At 37.7% G+C, this 17,147-nt stretch carries 14 protein-coding genes; 4 read left to right on the top strand and 10 right to left on the bottom strand.

Annotated features, from left to right (window positions below; translation table 11 throughout):
* Positions 1 to 172 precede the first annotated feature (172 nt).
* The 7 genes from PSM_RS16275 to tagH form a co-directional block, all read right to left on the bottom strand.
* Positions 173 to 970, bottom strand: a complete 798-nt coding sequence (locus PSM_RS16275) for a PP2C family protein-serine/threonine phosphatase (protein WP_013462964.1) — start codon at positions 968 to 970, stop codon at positions 173 to 175.
* The gene (tagF, locus tag PSM_RS16270) at positions 963 to 1,691 is read right to left on the bottom strand and encodes a type VI secretion system-associated protein TagF (RefSeq protein ID WP_013462963.1); all 729 of its coding nucleotides are present in this window, start codon (positions 1,689 to 1,691) and stop codon (positions 963 to 965) included. The genes PSM_RS16275 and tagF overlap by 8 nt, the downstream gene beginning before the upstream one ends.
* Complete coding sequence (gene tssM, locus PSM_RS16265) at positions 1,673 to 5,062, bottom strand: type VI secretion system membrane subunit TssM (RefSeq protein WP_013462962.1); 3,390 nt, start codon at positions 5,060 to 5,062, stop codon at positions 1,673 to 1,675. The genes tagF and tssM overlap by 19 nt, the downstream gene beginning before the upstream one ends.
* 129 nt (positions 5,063 to 5,191) lie before the next feature.
* Positions 5,192 to 6,472, bottom strand: coding sequence for a type VI secretion system protein TssL, long form (gene tssL, locus PSM_RS16260; protein WP_013462961.1), 1,281 nt, complete (start codon positions 6,470 to 6,472; stop codon positions 5,192 to 5,194).
* 22 nt (positions 6,473 to 6,494) lie between these two features.
* Positions 6,495 to 7,823: a type VI secretion system baseplate subunit TssK gene (gene tssK, locus PSM_RS16255; RefSeq protein WP_013462960.1), complete on the bottom strand. Its 1,329-nt coding sequence runs from the start codon at positions 7,821 to 7,823 to the stop codon at positions 6,495 to 6,497.
* A gap of 15 nt (positions 7,824 to 7,838) precedes the next feature.
* Complete coding sequence (gene tssJ, locus PSM_RS16250) at positions 7,839 to 8,303, bottom strand: type VI secretion system lipoprotein TssJ (RefSeq protein WP_013462959.1); 465 nt, start codon at positions 8,301 to 8,303, stop codon at positions 7,839 to 7,841.
* A gap of 15 nt (positions 8,304 to 8,318) precedes the next feature.
* Positions 8,319 to 9,590: a type VI secretion system-associated FHA domain protein TagH gene (gene tagH, locus PSM_RS16245; protein ID WP_013462958.1), complete on the bottom strand. Its 1,272-nt coding sequence runs from the start codon at positions 9,588 to 9,590 to the stop codon at positions 8,319 to 8,321.
* A gap of 393 nt (positions 9,591 to 9,983) precedes the next feature.
* On the opposite strand from tagH, the gene PSM_RS16240 reads away from it, so the two are divergent.
* Positions 9,984 to 11,957, top strand: coding sequence for a serine/threonine-protein kinase (locus tag PSM_RS16240; RefSeq protein ID WP_013462957.1), 1,974 nt, complete (start codon positions 9,984 to 9,986; stop codon positions 11,955 to 11,957).
* A gap of 176 nt (positions 11,958 to 12,133) precedes the next feature.
* Positions 12,134 to 12,478, top strand: a complete 345-nt coding sequence (locus PSM_RS16235; protein WP_013462956.1) for a PEGA domain-containing protein — start codon at positions 12,134 to 12,136, stop codon at positions 12,476 to 12,478.
* Positions 12,479 to 12,525: 47 nt separating this feature from the next.
* Here the strand turns inward: PSM_RS16235 and PSM_RS16230 are convergent, their stop codons facing one another.
* Entirely contained in the window at positions 12,526 to 12,891 is a 366-nt protein-coding gene (locus PSM_RS16230; protein ID WP_013462955.1) for a DUF1294 domain-containing protein, read from the bottom strand.
* Positions 12,892 to 12,942: 51 nt separating this feature from the next.
* Between PSM_RS16230 and PSM_RS16225 the strand changes: the two genes are divergently transcribed.
* Positions 12,943 to 13,473: a hypothetical protein gene (locus PSM_RS16225; RefSeq protein WP_013462954.1), complete on the top strand. Its 531-nt coding sequence runs from the start codon at positions 12,943 to 12,945 to the stop codon at positions 13,471 to 13,473.
* Between the two features lie 104 nt (positions 13,474 to 13,577).
* Here PSM_RS16225 and PSM_RS16220 read toward each other — a convergent pair whose 3' ends face one another.
* A complete protein-coding gene (locus PSM_RS16220; protein ID WP_013462953.1) occupies positions 13,578 to 14,120 on the bottom strand; it encodes a carboxymuconolactone decarboxylase family protein in 543 nt (180 codons plus the stop codon).
* A 114-nt stretch (positions 14,121 to 14,234) separates the two neighbouring features.
* On the opposite strand from PSM_RS16220, the gene PSM_RS16215 reads away from it, so the two are divergent.
* Positions 14,235 to 14,822, top strand: a complete 588-nt coding sequence (locus tag PSM_RS16215; RefSeq protein ID WP_013462952.1) for a TetR/AcrR family transcriptional regulator — start codon at positions 14,235 to 14,237, stop codon at positions 14,820 to 14,822.
* Positions 14,823 to 14,947: 125 nt separating this feature from the next.
* Here the strand turns inward: PSM_RS16215 and PSM_RS16210 are convergent, their stop codons facing one another.
* Positions 14,948 to 17,065 (bottom strand): methyl-accepting chemotaxis protein, encoded by a 2,118-nt coding sequence (locus PSM_RS16210; RefSeq protein ID WP_013462951.1) that lies wholly within the window; start codon positions 17,063 to 17,065, stop codon positions 14,948 to 14,950.
* Between the last annotated feature and the right edge of the window lie 82 nt (positions 17,066 to 17,147).

The following is a 17,147-nucleotide window of genomic DNA, read 5'->3' as shown; positions in this document are numbered from 1 at the left end:
AAGAAGCAAAGCGGAAATTATATTACATTCTTTAAATTAAATTACAAGCCTTGACGCTATTATGCCGATAAGCTGGCTAATGTTATTTTATAAATAATTGAAATAACAGTTTTTTTGTTCCTGATTTATTTACAACTTTTTTTCTTGATTATACTAAAACGGGCTTAATCAGCTACTTAGTGAACAATGGAATCGTTGCCTCATCTTGCAAATTGCAAGATTGTATCGATTGATTGGCATCCACATCATCATATTTTACTAAAATACAGGTCACGTTATCTTTGGCTCCTCTGACTAACGAAGAATGCATTAACGCCATTCCTGAATCAATAATACTAGAGGGCTCTAATGACAAACATATTTCTTCATCTGATAACTCGCCAGTAAGACCATCTGAGCACAGTAAAAATATATCGCCTGTGTTTATATCCCCTTCAACAATATCAACTTTTACTTCATCCATTACTCCTACGGCACGGGTAATTACATTAGATAGTGGATGATTTTTAGCTTCTTCAACAGAAATCATTCCTTCATCTATTAAGTCGTTAACTTGGCTATGATCTCTAGAAACTTGAGTCAACTTACTATTGCGCAACAAATAAGCTCTGCTGTCGCCAACCCATAAAATGTAATAGCGCTCATTTTTAACAAACAAAGCTGTCACCGTGCTGCCCGCTGTTTTGTTGCTTAAGTATTGCGCGCTATATTCAGTTAATTGTTTATTTGCATCTTCAATGGCTTTAACAATGTCACTGACGTTTAAATCTTCTAGTTTAAACTTTTCAACATGGGTTCTTATAACATCAACAACTAATTGGCTGGCAACTTCACCCGCTTCATGTCCTCCCATACCATCAGCTACTACCCATAAATTATGGCTGTTAATTTCTACATGCGCGTCTTCGTTAAGTTGCCTAACAGCACCTCGGTGGGTAATGGCATAACTTGAGCTTAAATTATTAATCACTATTTTTTACCTGTGTAAAATTCCATTCCCAATGTTTCCATCGTCCATCTAGCATAGCGGCCACTTGATTTACAGGCGGTAGAGCCGAAGTGATCAACACCATAGGCTTAATATTGCATGAGCCATGAGTCCACCAAACACTGTAATCACCATACTTTTTATATAAAATGGCATGCATAGTATCTTGTAAAATGTGATCACTTAATTCGGTACCAGAAAACTCCAATGCTGTAGCCTGTTTATTCTTATCTAGCGAGTTTGCAAAACTAACTTGCTTTTTAGTTGAAGTAATTTCGCTCAAAGTATTAGCTAACTCTTTACGCCAAGAAAATAAATCAACGGAGCCATCAAGTACTTTGAGTACTGCATCTTCGTACTCCAACGAAAAAACACCAGAATGAAGCACATCGACAGGAGCAATATGTGTTGTTCGCGTTACCGTGAGAGGATAATGCCTCCCCACAGCATCCATACTTGGCAATAACGTGCCCATAACGCCAGTATCACCCACAATATTTGGGCTTAAGGCAAAATGCCAAACGGGACCTGTTAAATAGTTTTCTTGCCAAACATCACCAAGCTGTTCTTTACTTACAGCAATGGCAGCCTGAAGCCATTGCTCCCAATGCTCTGAAAACTCTTTAGTAACATTATCTTGAACAAAGTCGCCTAAACAAGGGACTTTGCCAAGATAACCAATATCTACAATCGGGTCGGACATGAGAACTTCTCTACACTGCTATTCCAAAAAGGATGCCTGATTGAACTCGGCAATAATTCTACTTTTGCATTGTTACCCATTAGTGAGAAATGCAGCTCTAAGTCTTCTCGCGTTTTACTTCGCTTTTCACTCAGTTCATCTAACATTCTGTATAGTGACCACTCACCTTGGTAGGTGGTGTTAATTGAACGCCCACCATTTGGTGGAGTAAACACCACTCGAGTTTTGCTTTGACCACTTGCACCAGGCCAAACAAAATTGGTCACCTTAAGCGGACCATGACGATAAATCATAGATTGGCCATCAATTTCAATCATGAAGCTTGAGACCGTTTTATCTAATTTAAAGGTACGCAAGCCAAACTCAATTCTTGGAGTATTACTACCACGGTCAAAAAATGCGGTTTGAATTTTGTAAGCATGCTCGAACATTTTTAACGTGTTGTTGCTAATACCAATATCTTTTTCAAACTTCCAAGGGGTTGAACTCATGTCCACACTCGGGGCTACGTAGCTATTGAAAAAGTTGTCTATGGTGCCATTAGGACCAAAGAAGCGGGTAAAGTCTTTAATGCTGACTTCTTTTTCAGCCTGCGGAGCAAATGGGTAACGGCCCACAATCGCCGCGTTATACTCGCGTAAAACTTTACTTTTCCAAATTTCATTTAGATGCCTGTTAGCACTATTTTTGGTTATGTTGCTAGTATCTCTACTAATATCCAGTAACCAACTATTAAATGGATAAGGTAAGTCGCTGCTTTGATACTCTAATTGGCGAATAAAGCTAGGTTTGCTCTTACCGCTTATTTGATCTTTAATGGAGTACTTAAGCTGATCGCCTCTATCAAGCTTGGTTAAATAAATATTTAACTCTCTTAAATTTTTCTGAATATTATCAAGTTGCTGAACATCAATATCAATAATATCTTCAAAGGCTTCTTCTACTTGGTAACCTGGTAGATCAATTTCAAATTTTGGAGCTTCATCAGGTAAAAAGCGCTTGATTCGATTTGCTTTAGTTTGCATAGCGACTTTAGCGGCATTGGCTGCCACATCACCAGCTACTTTTTGATTTTCAGATACTGGTAGTTTAGTAAGCTGAACATTCTTTTTCACCGCATTGATGATATTTTTAATCGGTGCTTCAGAGCCTGCTAGCACATCAGTAATATTGACGCCTTCAGCGGGTGAGCTGTATTGATTAAGACTCAAGTCATCTAAAAATGACTGCCAATAATAAATGTAATCTTGGAAATAGCGCTGCTCTAGTTTCTTCTCTATCTCCGCTTTAGAAATATCGTAAGTTCCTGAGGCTTCTTGCCCGTAAACCCAGCTACTAGCCATTAAGTTGCCAAGCATTTTTCCTTTTTCAATATTAAAAATGCCATGAAAACCATTAAAAGTGTATAACCCTGGAATGCTTCGCGTTAAGTCGCCGTTATTACGAAAAGTAAACTTTTGTGCACTTTCAAAGCTAATAATATCGGTTAGTCTGAAAGGCGGAATACTACTATCAAGAAAATCAGCTTGAAGACGCTGGTATGCTCTTTCCGCAATCGGTAGTTTAGTTAACTCTGCACGTGCAACTCGCACAGCTTGGTTATCTATTTCGGTTTGCGTGATTCCCTCATTGAGTAAAGCTGAAATATGATTCATTAACTCACCACGCGTTTGCATATTCATATCACCGGGTAAGTTTCTGTCTAAATAAGCACTGAACCACACCACAATATCTTCACTTTCAAAGTATTCAGGTTTAAACAACATTAAGTAACACTTTAGCGTTTCATATAAATAGCTTAAGTGTTCTGGATGCGCTTCCATTTCCTTAATTAAAGTATTAGCAACAAATGGCTCTAAATACGTTTGTAAAGAACGCTTGTAAGCATTAGTAGAAGATTCTTTAATTTCGGTTAACTTATTAAAACCAACTGATGAAGCATCCTCAGGGTTAATGAGCTCAGAGTTAGTAGCAGGTAGATTTCTCAGTGCATTTAGTCTGTCGTTCAACACCAATAAATTATTTCTATCAAACGAAGAGGCATCGAGCTCTTGGTAAGTAGTAATTGCCTCATCGGTGGCGTCTATTAAGTTGCTATTCCATGCAAAACTAAAGTACCACGAAACTGAAAAACCTAATAAAGCAACACACGCAGCTGAAATACTTGCAACGCGAAGCCATTTATTTTGCTTATCATGATGTTTGTTAGTGCTTGCTAAGTTTTGCTCAGGAAAAATAACACTTTCTAAAACATTCTTAATAAAGAAACTTTTAGATTGATTTATGTAATCTGTTTTCCCTGCGCTCGCATCATTTAAAAAGCTTGACGGTGTCCCTTCTTGCGTCGCACTGGTTAAGTACACCCCTCTGAACATGGGTAATTCTTCATAGGCATTGGGGGTGAAAATTTCTTTTAAAAAGTCATCACCTACGCCCTGCAATACCCGTAACTGTCGAGGGAATTCAAAAATTTTGGCACGGATAGCTTCGTTACGCTCGTTAATAAGCCGACGATTTAACATCTCCGTAAGCTTAGAAATTAAAGCATGGAACTCTTTATTGAACGCATCTACCTGAGTATCTTTATCTAAATCAAGTTCAAAGGTAATTCCCCAAACCTGCTCACATTCTTCTTCAGTTAGCTCAGCAAAAAACTCTCTAAAGCCTTCAATTAAATCAACTTTAGAAAAAATAACATAAACAGGAAATGTCATCCCTAGTTGGTTTTGTAATTCTTGAAGACGCTGTTTTATAGCACGAGCATGTAGGTTTCGCTCAGTTTTGGTCTGGCTCATTAGCTCAGAAATACCCATGCTGATCATCACGCCATTAATAGGGCGTAACGGGCGATGCTTTCTTAATAACCCTAAAAAACCTTCCCATGCTCTTGAGTCATGTTTTGCGTGGCTACTTTGTGTTGTGTAACGCCCTGCGGTATCAATTAATACCGCTTTATTGGTAAACCACCAGTCACAATTACGGGTACCGCCTACACCATGAACTAAGTCAACGCCTAGCTTATCTTTTAATGGATAATCGAGGCCTGAGTTATGAATAACCGTTGTTTTACCTGCACCCGGAGGGCCAATCATAATATACCAAGGTAACTGGTATATATTTTTACCTTTAAATAGCTTTACATCTTTTAGTAGATCTATAGCTTCATTCATTCTCGTTTTAAGAGTAGTAATTTCTTCGTTTACTTCACTACTATTGGCATCATTGTTATCAATTAACTCATCTGCCATTTTTTCATCGCGCTTATTTTGCTGCATAAGACGATAAATTTTGGTCACTGAAAAAACTAATAATACCAATAAAATAGTTAATAATCGTGATGCTACACCTGCAAGCGGTACATAGTCTGCCACTGCGATTAAAGGGCCACCAAACCAAATTAATAATGATAAGGCTAAAAAGCCGATAATTAATATAGCGGTTCGTGATGTTAGTGCGTAGGTTATTTTTTAAATTTTTGTGAGAAACTCATTGCAGCCTCATTAAAATAATAGATCGATTTCAATTCGTCGGTTTAATGACCGAGAAGCTGAATCTGAATTGCTGGCGATAGGCTCTGCAGCGCCCTTTCCTTCTGGCCATAAACGACCGCTTAAGTTGGTACTTTTAGCCATTAAATTAGCAACCTGTGTTGCTCTGGCTAAAGAAAGATGCCAATTAGAAGGATACTTATCTGTACTAATTGGTAAGTCATCTGTGTGGCCCGTTATAAGCACTCGCCCTTTAGTTCCCTCTAAGCTTAACGCTAACTTTTCTAAAATAGGCTGAAATGATGGAAGTAGTTGAGAATCCCCTTGTTTAAACAAATTTTCACTGTTTATCGTTATGCGGATCCCATCGGAATTTTTTGCAACAGCAACAATCCCCATTTTAATTTCTGTTTGCAGTAACTGTTCAAGTACACGCAGCTGCTGATCTTTTTTATCAACCGTTTGATTAACAGCTAACGGATGAATGCCCGCTAGTTTTTCATTAATCGCAAAAACATCGTTATTTAGCTTCATATTTATTGATAGATAAATCATCAATAATATCAGCCCCAGCACAGAAAATATGACCCACAGTGGCACTTGATTTCTTAGTTCAACACCTGCAGCAACTCTTTGTTGCCAGTTTGGAGATAGTTTATTATTAATCGGGCCATCAAGCTGATTGAGTAAATGGTAAAGCTGTGAACGATACTCTTCGACTTTTGTATCGCCGCCGGCATCTAATCGATATTTCCCTTTAAAGCCTAAGTTTAAACAGTGGTATTGCAACTCCAAAAACTGTTTGTTTTTTTCAGGTTGCCCTAACCCGGCATCAAGTAGAGTATAAAAATACTCACCACCAAAGGTTTCTTTGTGAAAAGTCGACAGCAGACTTTCATCAGCCCACTCCATTGAGCTCCACTTTGAATTCAATACAGACTCATCAAGAATAGCGCATAGGCAATAGCGTGAATTATTAATCACTTCTTTTGATAGGTGCTGGTTACGGACTTCCACTTCAAAACGCTTTATAGCCTCAACACAGCGGTGCTTGAGCGCTGCTAGATTGCTCATTTCAAGCGATTGATTTATGGATATCACAAGAGAAAAGCAATCTGTTGCCGCTTCTAACAAGGGATTTTTAAAAATTGATACCTTATTATTGCTCATCGGCTTTGCAGAGGGTGGCTCAACCGACATAACGGTTTTATCAGCATCATTTTGCGCTGCACCACTGCTTGGGGTATTTCGCCCTAGTCGGCCAGGGCGTGGTTTTATAATGGTTTCGTCCATTGAAACTCTTCCTTTTAAAAAGTTAAGTTCTAATAGCCCAAAGGCTTAATTGGAGTTCTGGGTAACTTCCTGAGAGGTGGATAGCAATTCCTCCGCTGGAGCGCAGTTTTTCCCAATGTTCACCATGGCGATTTAATTCAAAATAATGAAAACCAGCATGGTAAGGGATCTGTCTTGGCGCTGTTGGCAAGTTACTAATTGTAATACCTGGGATCTGGTTGTTAACAAGATCACGAATGGTTTCAACGCTGCCAATTTTAATTTGCGAAGGTAGAATTTTTCTCAACTCTTCATGCGGAACGCTTGCTTTAATTGCTAAAACAAACTGCGCTGAATTTAAAATAGATTTATCTTTTAAGGCACCAAACGAAATACCAAACTTACTTTGTTCAAGCTTAATTTCAGTCGCGGTTTGCTCAATTACATGGCTTAATGATTGGTATAAAAAGTTAACCACTTCACTAAACACTTGCCCTAAATTTGTGTGATCATAATTAGGTAATTTAGGCACTCTTTTATTAGCCGTGCTAAAGGTTGATAACTCACCTGCCAGTTCAATTAAGCGGCTATAAAACACGTTCGGATGTAAACTATTAACGCTGAGCAAATTATTAAATATCGCGTCATATTTATTTAGTGTTTGCAGCATTATAAAATCTGCAACTGACGTACTACCCGCATAACCTTGGCACAACCTAGCAGCAATGCTTTCAGCGCGTTGCTTTATCATTGAGCCAATTTCTCTCACTAGCCCCGATAAAGGTTTACACTGCCCTACTTTTAAAGAGGGAGGAATGTACTTTGCATCTAACTTTATTTGCCCTTCGCTGCTCACATCCACTATTCGTGCTAAAGGCAACACGATATACCCTGAATGATCATCAGAAGACAGCATCAACTTACTGTATACTTTTGCAACTTGAATTATTTCTTGAGACTGCGCTCCCAATAAGTCATCACTCACTGCCAAATCGTTAAGCTTATAGCGAGTAACCATATTATCGTCAGTTGACGATATATTAACGCCACTATTTTTTAGCGCAGGAATAGCCAAATAAACAATTTCATCAAACACATCTTTATTAACCACTAAAGGCTCAGGTAAAGAGGTTGACTGAGGCATATCAATTGGCAATAGATCCGGGGTGATTGCAGTTAATGAATCAACAGCGAATTGACCACTGTTAAGTAATTCATTATCAATACTAATATCAATTATTCCCCATGGATCAGCAAGGTTTCCACTGCATACTTGCTTAATCACATTTGAAATATATTTATCTGATTGCTGAAAGTGCTGAGGTCTTAAAAACATCCCCTCAGTCCAAGCAACACGAGTGTTATCACCCATTTTAAAAATCCTTTTTTATTGCTCTCTCATGTATGTAGCAATCGCTTCTACATTTACATTGATGTCGTCATAACCGGTGGGGTCAACTTCAATAACCGCTCTCCACCTTGCTTGGTCTATATTTCTGTAAGCAACAACAACCCCAACATAACGAGTATTACGATTAAGGCTCATTTTATATTGCTGTACTGAATCAGGTTGAAGCTCTAACTCATCCTTTTTTAATAAATCAGGGCCTAATATCTTTTCTGGCGTATCGTATAAGCTAAAAAAATCCTGCGTGTCAAAAATTGTTCTTGAGCTCAACTCAAAAATTTTCATCACCACCGGAGAAGGGCGTTCTGATGTATCCGGATTAACATTTTTAGATACATTGATGATCAGATCTGTAGAAGGAGGTACGATTTTATTCATCGTAGTACATCCCAGTACCAAAAATAGTAAACTAAAACTCATTAAATAGAGCTTAACTTTATGCATTATTTACTTTCCTTTCTAGAGCGTTTCTTTGATTCGATCGTTATATGCTTTTAAAAAATCATCAGACATAGCCATAGCGCCTTTCGCGTTAACTTCCTGAGAAATATCATCATATAAACTTTGATATAACTTCCAGCATTTAGACTCTATTTGGCCTGGAATAATTTTTAACACGTTAGAATTATCGTTTGCCTGTTGATTAATTTGCACGGGAGAAACTTGCGATAACATCCCTTTGAGCACGCCATCTGCACCAGCGAGCAGTGCTTGCTCGTGCTTGCGTGTATCTACAAAGCTTTCTTTAATAGATTCATTCGAAGACAGAAAGCTTGCACTATTTTTTATGAACAAGTTCTGAATAACATCATCAATATTGGCAGAAAACTTCAATGGGTTGTTCTGTTCGGTCTGAAACATTGTATGGTTCAGTCTTAATTTGTTCTTTACAATCGCGCGTTGGCGTAAAGATTCCATGAGCTCTGTCAGTAACAAACTTAAGCCCTGCCCCATCTCAAACCACAGCTTTTCATTATCTAGAGCACTTTTAAGCTCATCCTTAATCCCCAATCCGTTTAAAAAGGCATCACAAAACACTTTATCATTTTGAGCAAAGCTTTTTACAGGCGCTGTTTGTTTTACAGCTTGCTGCTCAGCATTATAACGTTTAGTCGGCGCACTTTCTTTTATTGGAGCTGGAGTGTCAACTGGCGCTGAAGAATTCACTTCGTCATTACCAAGATCAAACTCATCGGTATTCATAAGGCGAGTTAGCTCATCCCAATCTTCTGGAATATGATTATCCGCTGTTGCTTGTTGTGAAATTACAGATACCGCAGGCATAGACTCATTCATAATTGAATCATTGAATAACGGCGCAGACTCTGCAGTTTGACTACTATGTGAAGCAAATGTACTTACTTGTTGAGAACTGTTTGAAGTAATAGGATTACTAATATCTGCGTGTGGCTCATCAGCTAAACTAACATCAACCTGAAAATCACCAATAGTTAAGACATCACTATCTGACAAACGTTGTTTATTACCTTGACCTAAAGGCGCCACTGCAAAATTAATAAACAAACCATTGGTTGAATTATCGTATATATAAAAAGAATCGCCTTCTTTTTCAATTCTACCGTGCTTACTTGAGATAATTTTTTCAGGATCGGGGAGATGCCAATCGCATCCCTCAGAGCGACCAAAAGTGAGTGAATCTTTTACCGTTTTGGTAGCTTCGATTTCAGGCGAAAGTCTGTGATAACTAGTGATGTTTAGTATCAGTTCCATTTGATAAGTCAGTCCCTATAGCATTATTGTGAACAGGATAAAGTAGAAGCGAAACTATTGTCAACATTGAAATTAACACAGAGAAATGTCGCATTGTAGATTTTGTCTCTAAAACAATACGGCCTATATACTCATCGACGGCGTTTGTTACTTTTCTTTTTAATGCTTTTTAACTAGGCCAAAAATAAACACTTTAGAGACATCTTCTGGCTTTAAACCGACTTTTTCAATTCACTATAAAGCGAGTTCACCGGCAACAATATGCTATTCAGGCATTGCTATAATTGTATATTTTTGTAAAATACATGCTTATATCAGAGGGAAAATTGATAGGTAAGTAGAGATTATTTACCTTTGTAATTATTTAACTAAACACAATAAAAGGATTTTTTAATGAGCAATATTAATGATAACAACGATAAAACTCAGATTGCTTCTCTAGACTCCAGCACAAAAAAAACATCAAGCATCCATAAACAAAACCTCCTCGGCAAAAAGATATCCGATCGCTACCTAATTGAAGAGCTCATCGGGCAAGGTGGAATGTGTTACATATATCGTGCGCGAGATACCTTTTTAGAAAACAGCGGTCGCTCTGAAGCATCGGTCGCTATAAAAGTGCTCCAAGAAGAGTTTTCCAACTCTGAAGAAGCTATTTCATTATTGAAAGATGAAACAGCAAAAACACAACAACTTGCTCACCCTAGTATTGTAAAAGTGTACTCAGCAGACTCTGATGGCGATTTATATTATGTCACTATGGAGCTCATTGAGGGAGAAACTCTAGAACAAATTATTAAGCGAAATAAACCCTCAGGTTTAGCGTTTAAAAAAGCGAAAATTATTTTAGAGCAATTAACTGACGCCCTTATATATGCCCACTCACGTGGCGTAATACATAATGATCTTAAGCCTTCGAATATTATTTTTGACTCTAATGGTAACCTCAAAGTGCTTGATTTTGGTATTGCTAAACACAAAAGTTTGGACGACCAATATGCTGTTAAAAACGAAAGTGAGTTTGCAACCATTGGTGGTTATACTCCAACGTATGCTAGCCCTGAGCAGCTAAAAGGCGGCGAAGCATCCATTAAAGATGATGTATTTTCATTTGCCTGTATTGCTTATGAGCTTCTAAGCAGTAAGCACCCATTTAACCGCATTGCTGCAGATAAAGTCCCTAAAAATACTACTGTAAAAAAACCAAGTAATTGCCCTCTCCTTTTATGGAAAAATTTACATAAAGCATTATCTTTAAGCGCCAGCCAAAGACTCGATTCACTAGAACAAATTTCAAAAACGCTAAAAGTAAACTTAAAACCCGCTATTTTTGCCAGTGTGGCTAGTGTGGCAATTATTGCCTTAATCACTCAAAATTATTTTTCAAGCTCAGATAATACCAAGCAATTACAGGCACAACTTGATAACGCCAAGGCAATCAACCAACAAGTGGAAGCATGGATGTCTTGGCAAGGCCCTACTATTTTAAACAAGCTAGAACAAATTCCGCCACAGTATGAGGTGCTTAAACAAGGATTACTCAGATCAAATCAGCAAAGTATATTAGATAGCTTTAATGATGAAGCAAGCCAGTTTAATAATATTGCGGGCCGTAAATTTAAAGATTTTGATAAAATAATAGCGGTCTATTCTAATGCACTGAACTACTATCCCGATTCAGAAAAACTTTCGATGCAATTAGAAAGTGTATTGAGAGAGCGCCAATCAATTATTTTTGATATTACCGCGAGAATAGATTTATTACTCGAACAATCACGCTACAACGAAGACCAGCCCAATAGTATTGCTCATCTCGTTAAAGATCTAAAAGAAGTAGATAAAACTTACCGTTATCAACCAACAGATCTGCATCTTGATAACTTTACTGTTGCGTTAAACACAGCCATAGAAAGCGATGATGTCATCTCACAAAAAGTACTTTTAAATGTGGGTAAAATTGTATTTTCAAATAACAAAAAAGCAGAAGAGCTTCTTGCTAATTTAATGAAGCGTGAGTCTGCAATTAATGCACTAACCGCATACCAACAAAAGATTAATTTAGGCGAACAAGCCGAGTTTCCTCGTGCCGATGCGGTCATTTTTTATGGTCCAAAGTTTCAACGCTTTTCTGCACAATTAGAAACTATTGAAGATCATAAAGCTTTAATGGAATTTGAAGAGTTTATTAAATCCGAATCGACAGCACTACCCAACGATTTTTCTCTTTTAGTATCACTTAGAAAAGAATTATCGAGACGTTACATTAGTACAGCGAACGATTTAATGAAAAAAAGAATGTATAAAGCAGCTGAACGTTTGGTTGAAAAAAGTGAGGCCATCACGCAATCGTTAGACAATATGCTTTAAACAACTCTTATTTATTGCTCAAAAATAACACAGATATAATTGAATATAGATTAGTTAGCTATTAGACTAACCCAAAATATACATAATAAAGTCAAGGACGACGAGTGCATTTTCATCATCATACACTCCGCCAAGATTTTAAAATATTTAGACTTTTTATAATTAATGGAGTACCTATGAAAAATTTAAGCTTATTAGCTGCAGCCGTTATACTTACGGGTTGTTCGACAACTTCTAGTGTAAATAAACCAGAGGAAGTAGTTATTGAGCCAACGTCTCAAGTTAGCGAAGAGAATGCGCCGATATCACTGACTGTTATTACTAACCCTGCAGACTCTAGAGTACGCATTATGAATATAGTGCCTGTATATCAAGACGCTATAGAACTAGATGCAGGTAAATATGATATCGAAGTAAGTAAGGCAGGCTATGTGACTTATAGAAAGTGGGTAACGGTTGACAAAAAAACCATCTTAACTATTGAGCTAGATGAAAAACAGCTAAGCCAGTCTGCGCAATAAGCGAATTATCAATTTAAAATGCCTTTATTACGCTCAATAAAGGCATTTTAAATACGGTAATAGGCAAACCACGCATAACTAATTACACTAATATTAACTACAATACATACCCATAGCACTGCAATAAAAACTCGTTTTTGTGACTTATGCCGTAAACTTTGCTGCGCTATAAGTGCACCGGGCCACCCTCCAAATAAAGCCAATAGATGTAAGTGTCGTTCAGGTATACGACTGACTTTTTTGTGGTTTGATTGTACCGCTTTTCGCTTATCCCATGCGTAATATATATATGTAATACAGCTGATCAAAGAAACATATATGGGTAAGTACATTTCAACTTCATTATTTAAGTAAGCTAACCAAAATAAGGCTATAAACAAGCTGGAAAATATAATTAAGCTACTTTTTATCAAAAAATAATCGCCTATAATGAAGATAATTAAAAGAAACACCAAGGTTAAATTATGACATATTTAAAGGCTTCGATGCTGCTGTTTTCACTATGTATATTCAGTATTCAAGCAAATAATAAAACGGATTTACTAGAGCCTGAGCTTGCGGTATTCACTCCTTACTTAGGTACTTGGCAAGCTGATTTTCATATAGATAAAAACCCGCTTCCAACCCAAGATGTGACCAAATGGGAGCGCACCTTAAATGGTAAAGCCATTCGCACTACGCATTCTATAAATGAAGGTGAGTATGGGGGCGAATCAATGATTTTCTATGATCGCAAAAAACAGTCATTAGTATTTTATTATTTTACTACGGCTGGCTTTTATACCAAAGGAGTCATGAAAGTGTTGAGCCCAACACAATTTGTTGCTTATGAAGACGTCACTGGCAGCCAAGAGGGCATCACTAAAGTTAAATCAACTAGTGAATTCAAGGATGAGCAATTTGTTGTTTCCACCAGTTATTTAAAAAAAGGTGAATGGACTAAGCCGCAAATTCGCACCTACCATCGCAGCAATAAAGAAGTAAAGTTTAAATAAGTTTTACTTATTGCCTTGTAATACCTAAAAACGTATTAGTTCTTTAAAAAACAGTGTTCTAGCCATTAATAATTACGATTTTGAACTAGAACACTGATCTTAAGTTACTTTATAAATTTTTTAAACGCATTATCAACAGGCGTATCTGCAAGATGGTTGGTGTAATTACTCATCACCTTTTGCGCAAGACCCAACACAATTTCAAGAAGCTGTTGTTTTGTATACCCTGCTGCAAAAAACTTTTCCTGCTGTGACTGACTTAACACACCACGTTCTCGTGTCATTTCAAGCGTTGTCTCACGAAGTGTCTCAAGTTTAGGATCAGCAAGCGGGGTTTTATTGACTAATGCATCCACAATATTCTCATCAACCTTCATGGCAGCGGCTATACCACTGTGTGCTGGCACACAATAATGGCACTCGTGCTCAACATTAATCGATTGCCAAACAACCGTTAACTCTTGTGCATTAAACGATGTTTTTTGAAATAACTCATGCAGTACTTGATAACCCTTTAGCAATGTTGGTGCCTCAGCCATCACAGCATGAAGATTAGGCAACATTCCAAAAGCGGCGACAGAGTCTGCTAATAAAGGTTTTGCCTCTGCTGATACATTTTCTTGCGTGTATAAGGTAAATTCAGCCATAGTTTTGCTCCTATATAATAAATAGTATTAAGTCGTGTTGAGAAACATATTATTTGATTTTGAGCGGTCGCTCAAGTTAAAATTGAACAGTCGCTCAAATTAATAGAAACTATTATGGCCAATAAAATTAAATTTGAACGTGAACATGTTGTTCGCGTGGCAAGTCAGCTGTTCTGGGAGAAAGGCTTTCATGCTACTTCTACCCGCGATTTACAGGAAGCTATAAATATGCGACCAGGAAGTATTTACTCTGCATTTGGCTCTAAAGAAGGGTTATACAGTGAATCTTTAAAAGACTACACCGTACAGATGAAAAGCCAAATTGAGGGCTTTATAGCAAACTCTGATTCGATTTTAGGTGGTTTGCGGGCATTTGTTGAAAATGTAATTATTAAAACCAAGGACTGCAGTCCAAGTGCTATTTGTATGTTAGTAAAAGCAAATACCGAATTTGCTGAAAAAGACACGGCTTTAAGTGAGTTAAGCGCAGGCTTACTGACTAAATTTGAATCTTATTTAACCACATTGTTTACCCGCGCTATTGAAAATGGTGAGCTAAGCGGTGATTTAACTGCAACTGCATACGCACAATTTTTCCAAGTGCAATTTACAGGATTACGAGGTTACTTTAATCGCCCTGCAGTCGAGCATTTGGCGATGCCGATGATCAACCAAATGTTTGTACTAATCAAAAAACTGTAATCCTATTGGGTGCTTGTCTTTGCGCTTAAATAAACTCTTTTTATATTCAGTTTGATTATTCAGCGTATAAAAAAGCGGCTAATCTGTATTAAATTAGCCGCTTGTTTAACTCTAAATAAAAAAATTTACGTTTTCAACTTATTCAGCTCAGCGTCTTGCTGTGCAACCAACTTATTGAGTTCTTGGCTGCTATCGCCTGCCTGAGCAGATAAATCAGAGAGCTGAGATGCCGCATCAGAAATAATAGTTAAATTACGATTTATTTCTTCAGTGACCAAACTTTGCTCTTCAGCTGCGGTTGCAATATGGGTGATTTGGTTAGTTATTTCATCCACTTTTACAACAACACTGTGCAGTGCATCAAAGGCAGTAGAAGTTTCATCAACTGCATTTTCAGCACGTACAACGCCTTTTTCAATGACAGTTGAGGCATTTCCTACTTCTGATAACAAGCTATCAATTAGGCTGCTAATATCGTCGGTGGATGAGCGAGTTTTAGACGCTAAAGCCCTAACTTCATCCGCAACAACAGCAAAACCTCGACCATGTTCACCGGCACGTGCAGCCTCAATGGCGGCATTCAATGCCAGTAAATTTGTTTGCTCAGAAATAGTTCGGATCACATCCAAAATTTGCGTAATATCATTACTACGTGAGGCCACTTTTTCGACTGCTTGGTTGGCTTCTTTGATTTCCTCAGACATTGTTTTAACTTGGGTCATCGCAGAAGATAAACTCGACTCGCTGCTAACCACTAAGGTATTGATTTCATCAGCTTGTTGCGCAGATTGCTCAGAAGCTTTTGCCACTTCAAGTGCTGTCGCGCTCATTTCGTTCATTGCCGTCACCACACTTTCAATTTCTTTAAACTGTGCCTGAACATTATGCTTGGTTTCTACGGCAATATTTGAGGTAACTTCGCCTTGATGCTTGGTTTGATCCGAGACCGCTTTTAGCTCACTAATGAGTTCACGCAGTTTTGATAAAAACTTATTAAATCCTCCGGCCAAAGCTATAAGCTCAGCATGCGTATCCACATGTAGTGTTTGTGTTAAATCACCTTCAGAGCTGGCTAGGTTATCTACACGTTCTTGTATTTGTTTAAGTGGCGCTACAACACTGCCTACTACAAGCTTCATTACTATAAATGCCAATACCGCAATCACAGTCCCCGTGATCAAAATAATCACACCCAGCTCTTTTGCAGCCTCAGACATGCCAGCAGTTAATTGAATAGGTCCTTCAAAGGCAAGTTCAGCGGGAACTTCAATTAGCAGCATCCATTTCACATCAGCAAGCTTAATTTCAATCGGGTAAGACACCATTATTTCAGCGCCTTGTTTGTTTGTTCCTTTGGTGCCTTTTAGAGCTTTATAACTCTCATAACTTTTAGCGCTAACCGCTTCTTTTAAAGGGCGACCTAGTTTTTCTTTGTAGTGGCTCGTACCGACAATTAAACCCAAATGACTAAGTAAGGTTACTTTTGCTTTACCATCATAAAGCGCTTTTGAAAGCTCTTCTGTCAATTTTTGAAATACAGGTAGTGTAATATCCGCGCCTGTTACGCCAACAAATTTACCTGATTTAATAATAGGCACCACTAAAGAGGTCATCATCTCAGAATAACCCGGAGTTATTTCATAGAGGTAGGGTTCCATGATACAGGGTTTTAATTTGTCTTTTGCACACAAGTACCATTCAGCTTCACGTAAACCGAATTCATTAATTTTATCAACATATTTTTCTGAGGCATCTTCTACTACTTGTTGTTCAACAACGCCGTTCGAATTTCTCGTTAGATAAACCTCTAGTGTGCCAGCTCCAGCAACTGAATGATCGTACCCTTGGGTAAAATCACTATCTTTGCCATCAAAGCCATTTTTTTCAAACTGTGAGTAAATACTAGAAATAACATCATTGCTTTCTAGTATTGAGCGATTTAGTAGAGCGACAGATTCTCTGTTTATGGATGTTTTATCGGCGTCTTCTAAAATACTGCCAAGAGAGTATGGGATCCGATAAGCTTCATTGATAAATGCCGCAATTTTCTCACCGTATGCGGCTGCATTTGCGGTTAATCGACCATCTACTTCACTGACAATTAATGTTTCTGCCTCTGAAGAGGTTTGTGCATTACTTGATGATAATTTAGACCACAATATTCCTGAAAATAGTACAACCGTTAAAAGTATACTTCCAACACTTATCCACAATAACTTTTTTGCTAACGCTATTTCCCGCATTAAAATTACCTTACCTTACATATGTATTTTTTAGTTTAGACCAATTAAAAGAACATACTATAAAATATTTCAGAAATACCGT

This window comes from Pseudoalteromonas sp. SM9913 (assembly GCF_000184065.1).
Lineage (GTDB): Bacteria > Pseudomonadota > Gammaproteobacteria > Enterobacterales > Alteromonadaceae > Pseudoalteromonas > Pseudoalteromonas tetraodonis.
The sequence above is the reverse complement of the archived record's forward strand: the minus strand, read 5'-3'. Positions and strand labels throughout refer to the sequence as shown.